A 16,229-nucleotide genomic window follows, 5' to 3' on the forward strand; every position below is an offset into this window, starting at 1 on the left:
CGGCCATGGCACCGATGCGCCGTTCTGCCGCCGCGCCTGAGCGCACTGGCGGGCATCCGCCGGGCGCCTGCCGTGCCGCCGATGCTGGCGTGGCGGCGGCGCCGCGGGCACTGCTGCTGCTGCTTGCGCTGTGGCTGGTGCTCGCCGCCGGCGCCGCGGCGGCTGAGCCCGTCCCGGACCTGGTGCTCGTGGCGGAAGAGGACCGCTATGGCGCCACGGATCATCTGGGCCTGCTCGTCGACCCGAGCGGTGCGCTCTGCATCGACGACATCCTTGCGGACGACTTCGCCGGCGAGCTCCGTCCCCTCGGCCAGCGCGGGGTGAACCTTGGCTTCGAGCCCACGCCGATCTGGGTGCGGCTGGTCATCGACAACCTGCTGTCCGAAGGCGGGCTCTACTATCTGCAGGTAAACCATCCGCTGCTCGATTCGGTGACGGTGCACATCCTGGAGCCGAACGGCGTGCGCATCCACGAGACAGGCGACCGCACCCGCTTCGACACGCGTCTGGTGGAGGCGCGCAAGTTCATCTTCCCGCTGGATATCAGCCCCGGCGAGCCGATCACAGTCTATCTGCGCATCGCCACCGCCGGCTCCATGAACCTGTCCATGGAGGTGCTCGCCGAGCGGGCGCTGTTTCACCAGCTCACCGTGGAGTACAGCCTGCTCGCGATCTATTACGGCGCGCTGGCGATGCTCATCGTCTACAATTTGTATCACTTCTGGCGGCTGCGTGACCGCAACGCGCTGTATTACGTCTTCTTTATCAGCGCCTATGCGCTGTTTCAATTGGCATTGAACGGCATTTCCTTTCAGTTCTTCTGGCCGCATGCCCCCTGGTGGGGCAACGTCAATCTGCCGTTCTTTCTCTGCGTGGCCTATTTTTTCGGGGTGCTCTTTACCCGCTCCATCCTCGACACCGCCGCGCAGACGCCGCGCTTGCATCAGGTACTAGGATGGCTGCGCTGGCTTGGCGTGGCGGGCATGCTGCTGGCGCTGTTCGCCCCCTACGACTGGGCCATCCGCTTCTCGGTAGGCCTCACCTTCACGTTGATCGTGTTCATCGTCGCAGGCGTCACCGCGAGTGTGCGTGGTTATCGCCCGGCGCACTATTACACGGCCGCTTGGGGCGTCTCCTTGGTCATGATGATAATCTTCGGCATGACCAGCTTCGGGCTGTTGCCGGTGACCTTCTTCACCACCTGGGCGACGCAGTTCGGCTCCGCCTGGGATGCCATCATCCTCGCCTTCGCCATTTCCGACCGCTTCTATCTGCTGCAGGAGGAAAAGCGCGACGTGCACGCGCGCTATTCCGCGGAGCTGGAGCGCTCCAATCGCAAGCTCAACACCCTCAATGAGGAGCTGGAGTCGCGGGTCGCGGCGGGCTTGGCGGAGCTGCGTGCGTCCAACGAGCAACTGCGTGCCGAGGCGGTGGTTCGCCGCCGGGCGGAGCTCAAGGCGGAGGCGGCCAATCGCGCCAAGTCGGAGTTCCTGGCCAACATGAGCCACGAGATCGGCACGCCCATGAACGCGGTGATCGGCTTTCTGCATCTGTTGGCGGCGACGCCGCTGGCCCGCCGCCAGCGGGACTATCTGCGCAAGATCGAGGGTGCGGCCCGGGTCCTGCTTGATCTGATCAACGACATCCTCGATTTGTCCAAGGTGGAGAGCGGCCGGCTGGAGCTGCAACGCGAGGCGTTTCGGGTGGACCGGGTCGTGGAATCGGCGCTTGAGCTGGTCAGCGTGGCGGCTGGCAACAAGGGCCTGGCGCTGGATTTGGAGCATGCAGAAGCGATCGGTTGCGTCGCGGTGGGCGATCCCGCCCGCCTGCGGCAGGTGCTCGCCAACCTGTTGACCAACGCGGTGAAGTTTACGGAGCGAGGTCGTGTGGTGCTGAGCGCCCGTTGCGAGCCTGGCCCGGACGAGCAGGTGCGGATCAGCCTGGCCGTGGCCGACACGGGCATCGGCATCAGCCGCGAGCAGATCCAGCGGCTGTTTCAGCCCTTTACGCAGGCCGATGCCTCCATCACGCGGCGTTTCGGCGGCACGGGACTCGGGCTCGCCATCAGCCGCAAGCTTGCGCAGCAGATGGGGGGCGACATCGGCGTTGAGAGTACGCCGGGGCAGGGGAGCCGCTTCAGCCTGCGGTTGAGCTTGCCGCCGGCGAGCGCGGCGGACCTTGCGGCCCTGCGTGCGCGGGAGGACGGCGGCGAAGCCGAGCCCGCGCCGGCGGCGGCGCTCTTGGGCATGCGTGTGTTGGTGGCGGAGGATCAGAGGCTGAACCAGGAGTTGATGGCGGCGCTGCTCGAACAGGTCGGTGCCGAGGCGGTGCTGGCGGTGGACGGCCGGGCGGCGCTGGCGCAACTGCGTGCGGCGCCGCCCGGTAGCTTCGACGCGGTGCTCATGGACCTGCAGATGCCGGAGATGGACGGCTACGAGGCCACGCGGCGCATCCGCACCGAGCTCGGCCTTAGCGGGCTGCCGATCATCGCCATGTCCGCGCACGCGATGGCGGAGGAGCAGGCCAAGAGCCTAGCCGCGGGCATGGACGAGCACCTGGTCAAGCCGGTGGACGCAAGGGCGCTCTACCGGGTCCTGGCGCGCTGGCGCCGGGGCGACCCGCGTGCGGCCGTGGCGGCGTGCGCCGAGTGCGCCGAGTGCGCCGATGCGGCCGCGAGCGATGACGATCAGACGCTGCGTCGGCGGTTACGGCGGCGGTTCGCCGGCGGCGCCGAGGCGGAGCTGGACGCCCTGCGGGCCGCGCTCGCGATCGATGACGCCGCCGCGGCGATGCAGCAGGCGCATGCCATCGCGGGCGTTGCGCTGAATCTGGGGTTCGACGCGGTGGGCTATGCCGCGCGCGATCTGGAGCTGGCCCTTGGTGCCGCCGGGGCGCCGCCGGGCGAGGGGTTGCAACGGCAGATGGATGCGCTGCGGCGGGCGCTTGACCTCGCGCTGGCCGAGACCGATGCGCTTGCGGAGGACGATGGCACGACGCACCCACCTTGGCCCGCGCCCGTCGGCAGTTGGACGCCCACCGCAGTCGTAAGCAAGCGGTTCGACGATGATCCGCAGTGGCGTCGGCGCTGCGACGAGCTCGCCGAGCTCTTGGCCTGCAATAACCTCCGCGCCCGCGAGGCCTATGACGCGCTGCGCACGGACCTGGGCGCGCACCCGACGGCAGCGGCGCTGCTGCAGGCGCTGACACCGGTGGGCCGGCACGTCGAGCGGCTGGAGTTCGCCGCCGCCGGCGCGGCCCTGGCGGCAGCCCGCGCGCGCCTCGCGGCCGGCTCGTGAAGCCTTGGCGCGTGGGTTGCGCGCGAAGGCCGAGGGACGAGGTAGCCCAAGTTTTGAACGGGGCGTTGGGGCGCTAAAGTGCGTCGAAATCGAAATCGGGATCGGTCGCCACTCGGTTCGATTTCGATCTCGATACCGATTTCGATAGCGATGAGCACGGCTCGTCGGTCTGATGCGCCGCCGCCCTAGCCCCTAGCCCCTAGCCCCTTCCCCAAAGCATCGCAGCCCCGCGCACGCCGCTGCTGTCGCCGAAGCGGGGCGCGACGATGCGGGTCGCGAGCCCGTCGGAGAAGATGTGCCGGCGCACCAGTGCCGGCAGACTGGCGTACAGACGCTCGATCTGTGACAGCCCGCCGCCGAGCACGATGACCTCCGGGTCCAGCAGGTTGACGACGGACGCGAGTGCGCGCGCGAGCCGGTCTTCATGGCGTTGCAGGGCCGCCTCGGCGTCGGCATCGCCACCGGCCGCCGCGGCGGCGATGGCGACGGCGTCGAGCCGGCGCCCGCTCGCGGCCGCGAAGTCCGCCGCCAGCCCCGGCCCGGAGCAGAAGGTCTCGATGCAGCCGCGGCGCCCGCACCAGCAGGCGGGACCGGGCAGCTCGTCGGGCGCGGGCCAGGGCAGCGGGTTGTGGCCCCACTCGCCGGCGATGGCATTGGGACCCTGCTGGAGCCGCCCGTGCACGACGATGCCGCCGCCGGTGCCCGTGCCGATGATGACGCCGAACACGCTGGCGGCGCCAGCGGCGGCGCCGTCGGTGGCCTCCGAGAGCGCAAAGCAATCGGCGTCGTTGGCGCTCTGCACCGGGCGTTGCAGCAGGGCGGCGAGGTCGGCCTCCAGCGTGCGGCCGTTGAGCCAGACGGAATTCGCATTGCGCAGCCGGCCGTCGAAGGGCGAGATGGCCCCCGGTGTGCCGATGCCGAGCGTGTCAAGGCAAGGGGTCTGCGCCGCGAGCCAAGGGACCAGCCGGCCGATGGCGGCCAGCGTCGCGTCGTAGTCATCGCGCGGGGTCGGCACGCGGCGGCGGTGCGCGAGGCTGCCGTCCGGTTGCAGCACGGCGCCCTCGATCTTGGTACCGCCGAGGTCGATGCCGATGCGACCGCGGTGCTTGGCGTCCGCTGTGCTCACGCCGCCGGCGCCGCGGGCATCGCCCGTCAGTCCTTCAGGCCCTTCGGGTTCGTGAAGCGCTCATTCAGCGTCTGCACAAAGGTCTCGCAGTCATGCAGCACCTGTGCGAAGCGGCTTTCGGACGAGGAGGTGAGGCCCACGGGCCAGCCGATCAGCTCGCGACCCCAGCGCTTGGTGTTGGCAGCGAAGGCGGCGAGCACGTCGCCCGGCAGGTCCTTGCCTTTCAGTTGCCGCCGGAGCCAGCCGCGGACCGTCATGGCGCTCAGGTTGCGCATCGCGAGGTGGGCCATGAACGCAAGGAACAGGGCCAGGAACTGGGCCCAGCGTGCGGCGCGCTCCATGCCTTGGCTTTCCAGCCATGCGAGCCAGGCAGGCTGGTAGGCCAGGCCCTGCCAATCGCCGGCTGGGATGCTGACGCCGAGAAATACGCCGCCCGCGAGCAGCAGCACCACGCCATCGAGCAGCAGCGTCCGCGCGCGCCACTTGCGCACGGCCTGCGTCAGGAGCGGCACGGACTCATCGGCGAGCTCGGTCGCGACGCCGCGCAGGGAGGCGACGATGCGGTAGGCGCGCTCGACCTCGACTTGGTCCATGCGCATGTAGATTTCTGCAACGTCCGCGTCACGCTTGGCCTCGAAGCGCTTGCGGCGCGTCTCATCGGCGATGGGCGGCGCACTCGGGCTGAAGACGGTGAAGAAGCGCCCAGTGGTCATGCCCACCTCGCCGAGGGCGCGCAGCCAGGCGGCGACGACGTCCTCGGGGTTGTCTTCTTTTGCCGAGGTATCGAGCTGATTCAGGATGAACAGGAACTTGCTCGAATCCGCCCGGCCTTTGGTCTCCACCACCAGGTGCTGCAAGGTGTCGCGCATCGCCCCGGGCTCCGGGTGGCGGGCGTCGAACAGCACCAGCACCAGATCCGACAAGGAGATCATGTGGTCGGTGAGGCTCAGGATGGCATCGCGCTGGGCGTCGGCGTCGAATCCCGGGGAGTCGATGACGATCTTGCCCCGCAACCGATCGCTGCGGCACGTCTTGAGCTGCAGATAGGCATCGATACGCTTGCCTTCGCCACCGGCAACACGCTCGATCTGCCGCGACATCTGGTAGAAAGGGAAGCGCGGGTCCGAATCGAGGGCGATACCCGGCAACGCGCGGGAGTGGGATTCTGGGCTGTAGACGATGACCGTGAAGCGATCGTCCACCGCTTGGTTGCCGGTGCGCTGGATCTGATGGCCCAGGAAGTCGTTGATGAACGTGGACTTGCCGGCCGAAAAGGTGCCCAGCACCGAGATCAGGGGCCACCAGGGCACCCGGCTCGCGAAGGACTGGTTCTCGGGCAGCAGGTGCAGGTCGTAGGCGACGCGGTCCAGAGCGCGGAAGCTCTGCACCGCGCTCAGCAGGATCGGGTTCTCCTGCTCGAGGTGCGCCTCCAGGTCGCTCAGGCGTTGCTGCACGGTTTCGGGTCCTGCCGCGGAAGGCATGGGCCAGGTCTCCTCTCGGTGTGGATTGTGTGGGATGCTGGGGCCTGGTGGCTGACCGTCGCCGGACGGGCAACCGCAAGCACGGCGTGGCGGGCGGCGGGGCCGATGGCGCCGGATACTAAACGGTTTGCCACGTCCGCAACAGCATACCCTGGCGCATTTGGACCTCGCTTCGGCGGCTTGGTCCGTGCGGCTTTTCGCCGCGCCGCCAAGCGCTTGCGGCCGTAGCGCGAGGCGCGCCGCGCCGACTTCCGCAGAAACAGGCGGAATGTGGCCAAAGGCTTGATTTGGATCGGGTTAGTGGCGTCCTTGCTTGAAGTCGCCAAGCGATTCCGTGATACTTACCGACTGCGCGGTGGCTGGCCGGAAGCAGATCGTGCATCGCCGACGCGGGGTCAGTTGAGGCCGCGTCTCCTACAGTTCAACCCGAGCACTGCAAGTGCTGGCTACCGGCGGCCGGCGCGCTCGCAAAAAAAGGGGCCTGATGGCACCTGACCCAATATCGCCGCCGGCACTGGCGTTGCTGACGGGAGCCGGGGCGGCCGCGACCGGGCCGCCGGCTTGGCGTTGGACCCTGGGTCAAGCGTTGCATGACGCGCCGCACCCCGCTTAAACCACAATCTTGCTGTCTTCAGGAACCCGCACACATGGGTAAATGCTCCTTCGTCGTCGCCCGGCTGATGACCGCTTGTCTGCTGCTGCCTGCGGCGGCGCCGATTGCCGCGCAGTCCGCGGACAACGTCTATCTCGTCCAGCAGGCAGAAGGGTTGCCGACGGTATCGGTCGGCGGCACGGTGATTCCGTATAAGGAGGTCACGCTCGCTGCGCAACTGCCCGGCCGCGTCAAGTATCTCGCCGGCATTGAAGGCGACGCCTTCAAGAAAGGGGATACCCTGGTCGCCCTCGACGACAGCGAGCTGCGCGCCAAGCGCGAGGCGCTGGTCGCGCAGATCGCGACGGCGGACGCCAAGCTCCGCAACGCTGGCGTGCAGTACTCGCGCGAGCTGTATTCGCCGCGGGCACGCTCGTCGCCGGGCGGCATGGGCATGCCGAACCTCTTCGATCAGTTCTTCACGCGGCCGATGGAAGACTTCATCGGCGACCGCGACCAAACCGCGGAGATGTCCGCGGACCTGTTCGCGTCCGGCACCCAGATCCAAGAGGCGCAGAACGCCATCATGGCCCTGCAGGCGGACCTGCGCGCGCTCGACTCGAAGCTCAGAGACGCGCGCGCCGTTGCTTTGTTCGATGGGGTCGTGGTCCGCAAGTTCGTTGAGGTGGGCGATACGGTGCAGCCGGGCCAGCCCCTCTTGAACTACGCCGATGTCGAGTACCTGCAGGTGGAGGTGGATGTGCCGGCGCGGCTGCGTCCGGGGCTGCGCGAGGGCGCCATGCTGCGCGCCGAGCTCGACGTGCCCACCGGCGATGCGACCTCGGACGATGCCGGCGTACCGGTGCGGGTGGCGCAGATCTTCCCGATGGCCGACCCGCAACGACACACCGTCAAGGTCAAGTTCGACCTGCCGCAGGGGGTGTCGGAACCTGGCATGTACGCTAAGGTGCTGGTGCCGGACTTCAACGCCCCGGCCCGCGTCAATCCGGTGGTGCCGCGCTCGGCGATCCGCTTCAACGGCAGCCTCCCCGGCGTCTATGTGCTAAACGACGAGGGCAACCCGGAGCTGCGTCTGATCCGCGTCGGCGAGCCGCGCCCGGACGGGAAGGTGACCGTGCTGAGCGGGCTGCGCCCGGGCGAGCGCATTTTGGAGAACCCCGGCGCCGGGGTCGCGAGCGGCTGGTCGCGCAGTGGAGGCGTCGGCCGCTGAGTACCGCGGTGCCGCTCGCGGGAGCCCTCGCGCGCCGATCATCAGGCCTTCCCGCAACCTAGCTGCAAGCGGGTCCGCCGTCGCGCACCGGTGCGTGCCGGTGACGCCGGCGAGACCCCGGCCTCGAATTGCCCCCACACCAGGTCTTGAATCCACTCATGAGCCAGGACGACAGCATCCGCGCCAATTCAGGGACCGCACCGCAGCACCAGCCGCCCTACGACGAAGAGAACCTGGGCCTCGCCGGCCGCACGGCGCGGTTTTTCATCCGCTCGCCGCTGTCGCCGCTGTTCTACGTGGCGATGCTGATGATGGGTCTGCTCGGTCTCATCGCGACGCCGCGCCAGGAAGACCCGCAGATCTCGGTGCCTATGATCGACATCATGGTGCAATATCCGGGCGCCTCGGCCGAGCAGGTGAGCAATCTCGCGATGCAGCCGCTGGAGCGCATGATCAGCGAGATCCCGGGCGTCGACCACGTCTACTCCGCCGCCGAGCGCGGGCAGGGCATCGTCACCGTCCAGTTCGAGGTGGGCGAGGACATGGGTCCGTCGCTGGTCAAGGTAAACGACAAGCTCGCGTCCAACATGGACAAGATCCCGCCCGGCGTCCTGCCGCCGCTGGTGAAGAGCAAGGGCATCGACGACGTGCCCATCGTGACGCTGACCATCTGGTCGAAGGACGTGGACGGCGACGGCCGCCCGGATGTGGACGACGGCCAGTTGCGCCTGCTGGCGCAGGACGTGTTGCAGGTGTTGAAGGAGGTCCCGGACACCGGCAACGCCTTCATCGTCGGTGGTCGCCGCGAGCAGATCACCGTCGATGCCTATCCGGAGCGCCTCTCTGGCTATCGCATCAGCCTTGGCGATGTCGCCAATACCATCCGCACCGCGAACGCCGAGGCCACCGCCGGTGGTGTCGAGTCCAGTGGCGCGCACTTCTCCGTCACCACCGGCTCCTTCCTGAAGAGCGCGGACGAGATCTCGCGGCTGGTGGTGGGCACCTTCAACGAGATACCAGTCTACGTCCACGACTTGGCCCAAGTGCGCCGCGCCCCGGAGGACGCCACGCAACTGGTCGCCTTCTATACCGGGCCCGCGGCACCGGAAGGGATCAAGGCCGACGGCGTCCCGGCTGTGACCATCGCCATCGCAAAAAAGCCGCTGACGAATGGCGTCACCGTCGCCAACGCCATCATGGACAAGGTGAAGGAGCTCAAGGGCGGGCGCATCCCGAACAACGTCGAGGTCAGCGTCACCCGCAACTACGGTGAGACGGCGGACGAGAAGGTCACGGACCTGATCAAGAAGCTCTTCATCGCGACCTTCTTCGTGTTCCTGCTGGTGCTGATCGCGTTCCGCGCGTTGAAGCCCGCCATCGTGGTGCTGCTGGTGATCCCGGTGGTGCTGTTGATGACGATCTTCATGGCCTGGATCACGAACTACACGATCGATCGTGTGAGCCTGTTCGCGCTGATTTTCTCCATCGGCATCCTAGTGGACGACGCCATTGTCGTTGTCGAGAACATCTACCGGCGCTGGCTCGAAGAGGGCCGCACGGATGATCACACCGCCGTCGATGCCGTGCGCGAGGTGGGTAACCCGACCATCCTTGCCACCTTCACCGTCATCGCCGCGCTGCTGCCCATGGGCTTCGTCAGCGGGATGATGGGGCCGTACATGGAGCCGATCCCGGCGCTCGGCTCCGTGGCGATGCTGATCTCGCTGTTTGCGGCCTTCGTCTTCACGCCCTATCTCGCCATCTCCAAGTGGCTGCGACCCTCCATGCGCTATCTGGAGGTCGCCGAGAAGCGCGAGCATCGCGAGGCGGAGGGGCTGGAGCGCCTCTATGTCGCGATCCTGACCCCGCTGATCGAGAACAAGCGCACGCGGCTGATCTTCAAGCTCGTGCTCTGGGGCACCTTTCTGTTCACCCTCTCGTTCTTCTACTTTAAGTGGGTGCCGGTGAAGATGCTGCCGCTGGACAACAAGCCGGAGTTCTCGGTGGTGCTGGACATGCCCGAGGGCACCGCGCTGCCGGTGACGGCGAACCTGGCCCACCGCATGGCCGACAAGCTGCGCGCGATGCCCGAGGTCACGGCCATGCAGCTCTATGCCGGCACGGCGCGCCCCTTCGACTTCAACGGCATGGTCCGCCACTACTATCTGCGCGACAAGCCTTGGCAGAGCGAGATCCAGGTACAGCTCAAGAACAAGAAAAAGCGCAAGCGCTCCAGCCACGAGATCGCCGTGGAGGCGCGCGACATGCTGAAACCCCTGGCCGACGAGGCCGGTGCGAGTATGGCCGTCGTCGAGATGCCGCCGGGGCCGCCGGTGCTGCAATCCGTGGTGGCCGAGGTGCACGGGCCGTCCGCGGATGCGCGGCGCGACTTCGCCCGCGACCTCACCGACATCTTCGCGCAGGCCGAAAGCACGCGGGACGTGGACAACTACATCCGCGACGCCTTCGACTACTGGCGCTTTGAGGTCGACACCGAGAAGGCCGTGCGCCGTGGCATCTCAGTGGACGCCATTAACCAGAACCTCTCCATGGCCTTGGGCGGCGCGGCGCTGGGGGACGTGAAGATCCGCTCCGGGCATGAGCCGGTCAACATCATGCTGCAGGTGCCGCTGGCGGAGCGCTCGCAGATCGACACCCTGGGCGACCTGCCCATCCGCTCCACCGCCGGCTTCACGGTGCCGCTACGCGAGCTCGGACGCTTCGAGCGCGTGCCCGAGGACCACATCATCTACCGCAAGGACCTGCGCGCGGTGGAGTACGTCGTCGCCGATGTCGGCGGCGATTTGGCAGCGCCGGTGTACGCGATGCTCCAGGTGCAGAACCGCCTGGACGAGATGGGCTACGTCGCCCCTGACGGCACCAAGCCGCAGGCGTTCTGGCTCGGCCCACCGCCGACCGACCAGGTGTCGGGCTTCGAGTGGACCGGCGAGTGGACGGTCACCTACGAGACCTTCCGCGACATGGGTGCCGCCTTCGGCGTGGCGCTGGTGCTGATCTACATCCTGGTGGTGTGGGAGTTTGGCAACTTCCGCATCCCGCTGGTGATCATGGCGCCGATCCCGCTGACCTTGCTCGGCATCATCCCGGCGCACTGGCTGATGTTCGAGCTTGGCATGGGCGGCGAGTTCACGGCGACCTCCATGATCGGCTGGATCGCGCTCGCCGGCATCATCGTGCGCAACTCCATCCTGCTCGTGGACTTCTCGATCCACGAGGTGCAGAAGGGCGTGCCGGTGGCCGAGGCCGTGATCCGCGCCTGCAAGACACGAACCCGTCCCATCGTTATCACCGCGTTGGCGCTGGTGGCCGGCTCAAGCGTCATTTTCACGGACCCGATCTTCCAAGGCATGGCGATCTCGCTGTCGTCCGGCGTGCTCGTGTCTACGATCCTGACGCTGATCGTGATCCCGCTCGGCTGCGTCGCCGCGAGCCGTGACCTATGCGAGGTCGCCGTCGCCAGTGCGCCGCCCGGCACCACGGTGCCCTGCGCGGAGGAGCTGCTCGGCGAGCCCCTTGTGAGCGAGTCACCGGCGCCGCGCCGGGCGCCGCAGGAGGCGGCACCGTCACTGCTCTCGAAGCTTGGCGGCGCAATGATGATGTTGTTCTATCTGGTGCGCGGGCCGCTCCTGCTGCTGTATGACGCGATTCGGTCCAAGCTCCGGGCGCGCGCGAAGTCGCAGGCGGGCGACGCGGCGGCGGGTGCTGTTCCAAACGCATTGCGCAGCGGTGCCGGTGCCGCTGCCGAGGCGGCGCGCCCTGCGGCCAAGGCCAAGGCGACGGCCGTTGCGCCCGAGCCGAAGGCCAAGGCCAAGTCGACAGCCGTTGCGCCCGAGCCTGCAGCAGCGCCGGAGGCGGCGCCAAGCAGGCCCGCCGCGACGCCCGCCGCGCCGGCCAAGCCCGCCGCGAAGAAGGCGCCGGCGCGCAAGCCTGCCGCCGCGAAGAAGAAGGCCGCCCCGAGCAAGGCCGAGCCGCAGGCCGCGAAGGTCCAGAAAAAGGCGTCGCGGCGGGGCATCCGGCTCAAGACCGAAGATGAAGGCGGCGATTTTGAGTGACTACCCGGCAACGCGGCGGCCAAGGTGCGTCCATAGGGCTAGACTGATGGTTGAGACCGCCTGATGCGGACACTCCAAGATAGGACGATGCTGACGCCGGTGGTGCACATGTTGAGAATCTCGGTTCTGGCCTTTTGCTTCGCCCCGGCCGCTTTCCTGGCCAGCCCGCTGACGGCGGACGATCTCTATGGTGCGCCGAACCCGGGTTGGTATAACCAGGGCAGTGGCTACTCCCAAGAACAGCGCACCCCCCCCGGCGAGTACGGTGCCGGCGGCTACGGCAGCGACGGCTACGGCGATGGCCAGTCCGGCTCCCGCTACCCGGGCAGTTGGCAGTCGGGTGCCGACAGCTACGCCCGGCCCGGCGACGGCGGCTACGACGATTGGAGCGACTACCGCCGCCCCGAGCCGCGTGCGGTGGAGCCGGAGGAGCCCGAGCCCATCTCGCCGAACGGCTATGGCGCCCCGGACTGGGCGCAGGAGCCGATCCGCCCGGAGCGCGACGCGCGCTACGCCCCCCGGCAAGATCCGCGCGACGGCTACGCCCCGGCGCAGCGGAGCCCTTGGCGGGCGCCGCAGGAGCGTCCGCGCTACCGCTTTCGCGATGATCCGGACTTGGAGCGCGGCGTCGGCAGCGCCGGCTCGGATCTGCGCTTTCGCCCGTTGACCAAGAAGGAGCGCGAGCGCCTGCACGGCCCGGACGACGATGCCCGCTTCGCGGACCCCTACCGCGACCGCGATTATCGCCCGCGCAGCAATGACGGCCGCGACGACCGCGGCACCGCCTTCGGCTACGAGCCGCCGCACGGCGACGATTTTTACCGGCGCTACTACCGCAGCGGGCGCTGATCCCCGCGCCGACGGGCGCTGGCCCGACGCCGTCGACAGACCCGCCGGAACCGCTGCTGCGGCTCCGCCTTGGCACCAGGCGTGGGGCCAAGAGCGAAGAGCGAAGAGCGAAGAGCGAAGAGCCAAGAGAGCGCGCCTCGGCCCTCGGTCCTTTGGGAAGCTCCGCCTCGCTAGCCGCTCAAGTCGGGCTCGCTGCCCATCGGCGCCGCCGCGTCCTCGACCGGCGCCGCCCGCTCGGCGCTGGCCCCCCGCCACAGCACGTAGATGGCCGGGATCACGAACAGGCTGAGCAGCGGCGCCGTGATCATGCCGCCGATCATCGGCGCCGCGATGGGCCGCATCACCTCCGAGCCGACGCCGCCGAGCAGCATGATCGGCAGCAGCCCCGCGAAGATCGTCGCCACCGTCATCGCCTTCGGTCGGATGCGCAGCACCGCGCCTTCTTCGATGGCGGCCTTGACGTCGTCACGGCTGTTGAGGCGGCCTTCCGCCTGCCACTGCTTGAGCGCGTTGTCCAGATACACCAGCATCACGACGCCGAACTCGGCGGCGACCCCGGCGAGCGCGATGAAGCCGACGGCGACCGCCACGGACAGGTTGTAGCCCAACAGATAGATCAGCCAGAACCCGCCCACCAGCGCGAAGGGCAGGGACAGCAGCACCAACAGCGCCTCGGTGCCGCTGCGGAAGGTCATGTACAGCAGGATGAAGATGATCGCGAGCGTCAGCGGGACCACCTGGTTCAGCCGCGCCTGGGCGCGGGCCATGTACTCGTACTGGCCCGACCAGGTCAGCGAATAGCCCGCCGGCAGCGCCACCTGCTCGCGCACCACCTCGCGCGCCTCGCCGATCCAACTGCCGAGATCGCGTCCGCGGATGTCCACGAAGGTCCAGCCGTTCAGGCGCGCGTTCTCGCTTTTCAGCATCGGCGCGCCATCGACAATGACCACCTCCGCCACCTGGCCCAGCGGCACCTGGGCGCCGGTGGGCGTCACGATGGGCAGCTCGCGGAGTTCTTGCACGTCGTCGCGCTGCTCGCGCGGGAAGCGGATGTTGATCGGATAGCGCTCCAGCCCCTCCACGGTGCGGCTCACGTTGATGCCGCCGATCGCTGCGGCCACCAGCCGGTTGATGTCGCTGACGTTGAGCCCGACGCGCGCCGCCGCGACCCGGTCCGGGCGGATCTCCACGTAGCGCCCGCCGGCCACGCGCTCGGAGAAGGCCGACGCGGTGCCCTCCACGCCGAGCACGGCCCGTTCCACGTCGCGGCCGATGCGCTCGATGACCTCCAAGTCCGGCCCCGCGATCTTCACGCCCACCGGGGTCTTGATGCCGGTGGCGAGCATATCGATGCGGGTCTTGATGGGCATGACCCAGGCGTTGGTGACGCCGGGGATGTCCACGGTCGCGTCCAACTCGTCGATGAGCTGGTCCAGCGTCATGCCCTCGCGCCATTGCGATGGCGGCTTGAGCTGGATCACCGTCTCGATCATGGTCAGCGGCGCCGGGTCGGTCGCCGTGTCGGCGCGGCCGATCTTGCCGAACACGCGCTCGACCTCCGGCAGGCTCGCGATGAGCCGGTCGGTCTGCTGCAACAGCTCCTGCGCCTTGCCGATGGAGAGCCCCGGCAGCGTCGTCGGCATGTACATCAGGTCGCCCTCGTAGAGGTCCGGCATGAACTCGGAGCCCAAGCCCCGGTACCAGTCGGCAAGTACCGGCACGCCGCGGAAGGTCTCGCGCCAGGCGTCGTTCAGCGCCGTCTGCCAGCCCTCGATGACCTGCACGGCGCCGTGCCGCTTGCTGCCCGCATCCCGTGCCGCGGCTTCGTCGGCGCCAGCGATCATCGAGGTGACCGCCGACGCCCCTTGAAACGGCCACTTCAGCGGCGCCAGCAGCCCGCCGACGCCCGCCAGCGGCACCAGCATGCTCAGCATCACCACGAGCGACAGCACGATGGTCGTGCGCGGCAGCCGCAGCACCAGCCGCAGGGCCGGTCGGTAGAGCCACATGAGCAGCGCGTTCAACGGGTTCTTGTGCTCGTTCGCGATGCGCCCGCGCACCAGATAACCCATCAGCACCGGCACCAGCGTCACGGCGAGGCCCGCGGCCGCGGCCATCGCATAGGTCTTGGTATAGGCGAGCGGGCTGAACAGCCGGCCCTCCTGCGCCTGCAGCGCGAACACCGGCAGGAAGCTCAGCGTGATAATGAGGAGCGTGAAGAAGAGCGCGGGCCCCACCTCCACCGCGGCCTCCGCGATGACCCGCCAGTGCTCTTCGCCCTTGGGCTGCCGCCCATGCTTCGCCTCATAACGCTCCAGGTGCTTGTGTGCGTTCTCGATCATGACAATGGCCGCATCCAGCCCCGCGCCGATGGCGATGGCGATGCCGCCCAAGGACATGATGTTCGCGTTGATGCCCTGCGCCTGCATGACGATGAACGCGACCAGAATGGCGAGCGGCAGGCTCACCACCACCACCAGCGACGAGCGCAGATGAAACAGAAACGCCAGGCACGCCAGCACGACGACGATCAGCTCTTCGATGATCTTCGTCTTGAGGTTATTCACGCTGTCCAAGATCAGCTCGGAGCGGTCATAGGTCTCGACGATCTCCACGCCAGCGGGCAGGCCGGGCTTCAGCTCCTCCAGGCGCTGCTTCACCGCCTCGATGGTCGCGAGCGCGTTCTCGCCCGCGCGCATCACGATGATGCCGCCGGTGATCTCGCCCTCGCCGTCCAAGTCCCCGATGCCGCGGCGCATCTCCGGGCCGATCTGCACCCGTGCGATGTCGCGCAGCAGCACCGGCGTACCGTTCGGCGTCGTGTGCACAGGGATCAGCTCGATGTCCTCGACGGACGTCAGATAGCCGCGGGTGCGGACCATGTACTCGGCCTCCGCCAGCTCCAGCACGGAGCCGCCGACCTCGCGGTTCGCGTCCTGCACCGCGCTGATCAGCCGCTCCAGCGGGATGCCGTAGGCGCGGAGCTTCTCGGGGTCGGCGACGATCTGGTACTGGCGCACCATGCCGCCGACCGTGGCGACCTCCGACACCCCGGGCACGGTCTGCAGCTCGAACTTCAGAAACCAGTTCTGCAGGCTGGTGAGCTGCGCCAGATCGTGCGTGCCGGCGCGGTCCACCAGCGCGTAGCTGTAGACCCAGCCGACGCCGGTCGCGTCCGGCCCGATGCGCGGCTGCACGCCCTCGGGCAGGTCCGATGCCGCCTGGTTCAGGTACTCCAGCACCCGCGAGCGCGCCCAATACAGGTCCGTGCCGTCCTCGAAGATGACGTAGACGTAGGAGTCGCCGAAGAAGCTGTAGCCGCGCACGGCCTGCGCACCCGGCACCGACAGCATCGTGGTGGTGATGGGGTAGGTCACCTGCTCCTCGACCACGCGCGGCGACTGCCCCGGAAAGCCGGTCTTGATGATGACCTGCACATCGGACAGGTCCGGGATCGCATCGAGCGGCGTCTGCTTTAACGCCACGATGCCCCAGCCGGTGAGCAGCACCGCCGCGATCAGCACCAGGAAGCGGTTCTTGATGGACCAGAGGATGACGTGGGACATGAGCAGGGGGCGATT

The 16,229-nt window shown here is 68.2% G+C and carries 7 protein-coding genes; 4 read left to right on the forward strand and 3 right to left on the reverse strand.

Going from position 1 to position 16,229, the window contains the following annotated elements:
- The first annotated feature begins 14 nt into the window (after positions 1–14).
- Positions 15–3,296 carry a hybrid sensor histidine kinase/response regulator gene (locus tag ML01_RS18150; protein WP_162268048.1) on the forward strand — a complete coding sequence of 1,094 codons (3,282 nt, stop codon included), beginning with the start codon at positions 15–17 and terminating at the stop codon, positions 3,294–3,296.
- 199 nt (positions 3,297–3,495) lie between these two features.
- Here the strand turns inward: ML01_RS18150 and ML01_RS18155 are convergent, their stop codons facing one another.
- Together ML01_RS18155 and ML01_RS18160 are read right to left on the reverse strand one after the other, a co-directional pair.
- Positions 3,496–4,422, reverse strand: a complete 927-nt coding sequence (locus tag ML01_RS18155; RefSeq protein ID WP_058556809.1) for an ROK family protein — start codon at positions 4,420–4,422, stop codon at positions 3,496–3,498.
- 26 nt (positions 4,423–4,448) lie between these two features.
- Positions 4,449–5,903 carry a dynamin family protein gene (locus tag ML01_RS18160; protein WP_058556810.1) on the reverse strand — a complete coding sequence of 485 codons (1,455 nt, stop codon included), beginning with the start codon at positions 5,901–5,903 and terminating at the stop codon, positions 4,449–4,451.
- A 647-nt stretch (positions 5,904–6,550) separates the two neighbouring features.
- On the opposite strand from ML01_RS18160, the gene ML01_RS18165 reads away from it, so the two are divergent.
- The 3 genes from ML01_RS18165 (at position 6,551) to ML01_RS18175 (ending at position 12,648) form a co-directional block, all read left to right on the forward strand.
- Positions 6,551–7,726 (forward strand): efflux RND transporter periplasmic adaptor subunit, encoded by a 1,176-nt coding sequence (locus ML01_RS18165; protein WP_254045305.1) that lies wholly within the window; start codon positions 6,551–6,553, stop codon positions 7,724–7,726.
- A gap of 158 nt (positions 7,727–7,884) precedes the next feature.
- A complete protein-coding gene (locus tag ML01_RS18170) occupies positions 7,885–11,799 on the forward strand; it encodes an efflux RND transporter permease subunit (RefSeq protein WP_058556811.1) in 3,915 nt (1,304 codons plus the stop codon).
- A gap of 63 nt (positions 11,800–11,862) precedes the next feature.
- Entirely contained in the window at positions 11,863–12,648 is a 786-nt protein-coding gene (locus ML01_RS18175) for a hypothetical protein (protein WP_216819222.1), read from the forward strand.
- A gap of 170 nt (positions 12,649–12,818) precedes the next feature.
- Here the strand turns inward: ML01_RS18175 and ML01_RS18180 are convergent, their stop codons facing one another.
- The gene (locus tag ML01_RS18180) at positions 12,819–16,214 is read right to left on the reverse strand and encodes an efflux RND transporter permease subunit (RefSeq protein WP_058556813.1); all 3,396 of its coding nucleotides are present in this window, start codon (positions 16,212–16,214) and stop codon (positions 12,819–12,821) included.
- Positions 16,215–16,229: the final 15 nt, after the last annotated feature.

Source organism: Thiohalocapsa sp. ML1 (genome assembly GCF_001469165.1).
Taxonomy (GTDB): Bacteria; Pseudomonadota; Gammaproteobacteria; order Chromatiales; family Chromatiaceae; genus Thiohalocapsa.

Excerpts from the sequence above, each read along its gene's own strand:
- ML01_RS18150 (WP_162268048.1), top strand. The coding sequence starts at position 15 with ATGCGCCGTTCTGCCGCCGCGCCTGAGCGCACTGGCGGGCATCCGCCG.
- ML01_RS18180 (WP_058556813.1), bottom strand. The coding sequence starts at position 16,214 with ATGTCCCACGTCATCCTCTGGTCCATCAAGAACCGCTTCCTGGTGCTG.
- ML01_RS18170 (WP_058556811.1), top strand. The coding sequence starts at position 7,885 with ATGAGCCAGGACGACAGCATCCGCGCCAATTCAGGGACCGCACCGCAG.
- ML01_RS18175 (WP_216819222.1), top strand. The coding sequence starts at position 11,863 with ATGCGGACACTCCAAGATAGGACGATGCTGACGCCGGTGGTGCACATG.
- ML01_RS18165 (WP_254045305.1), top strand. The coding sequence starts at position 6,551 with ATGGGTAAATGCTCCTTCGTCGTCGCCCGGCTGATGACCGCTTGTCTG.
- ML01_RS18160 (WP_058556810.1), bottom strand. The coding sequence starts at position 5,903 with ATGCCTTCCGCGGCAGGACCCGAAACCGTGCAGCAACGCCTGAGCGAC.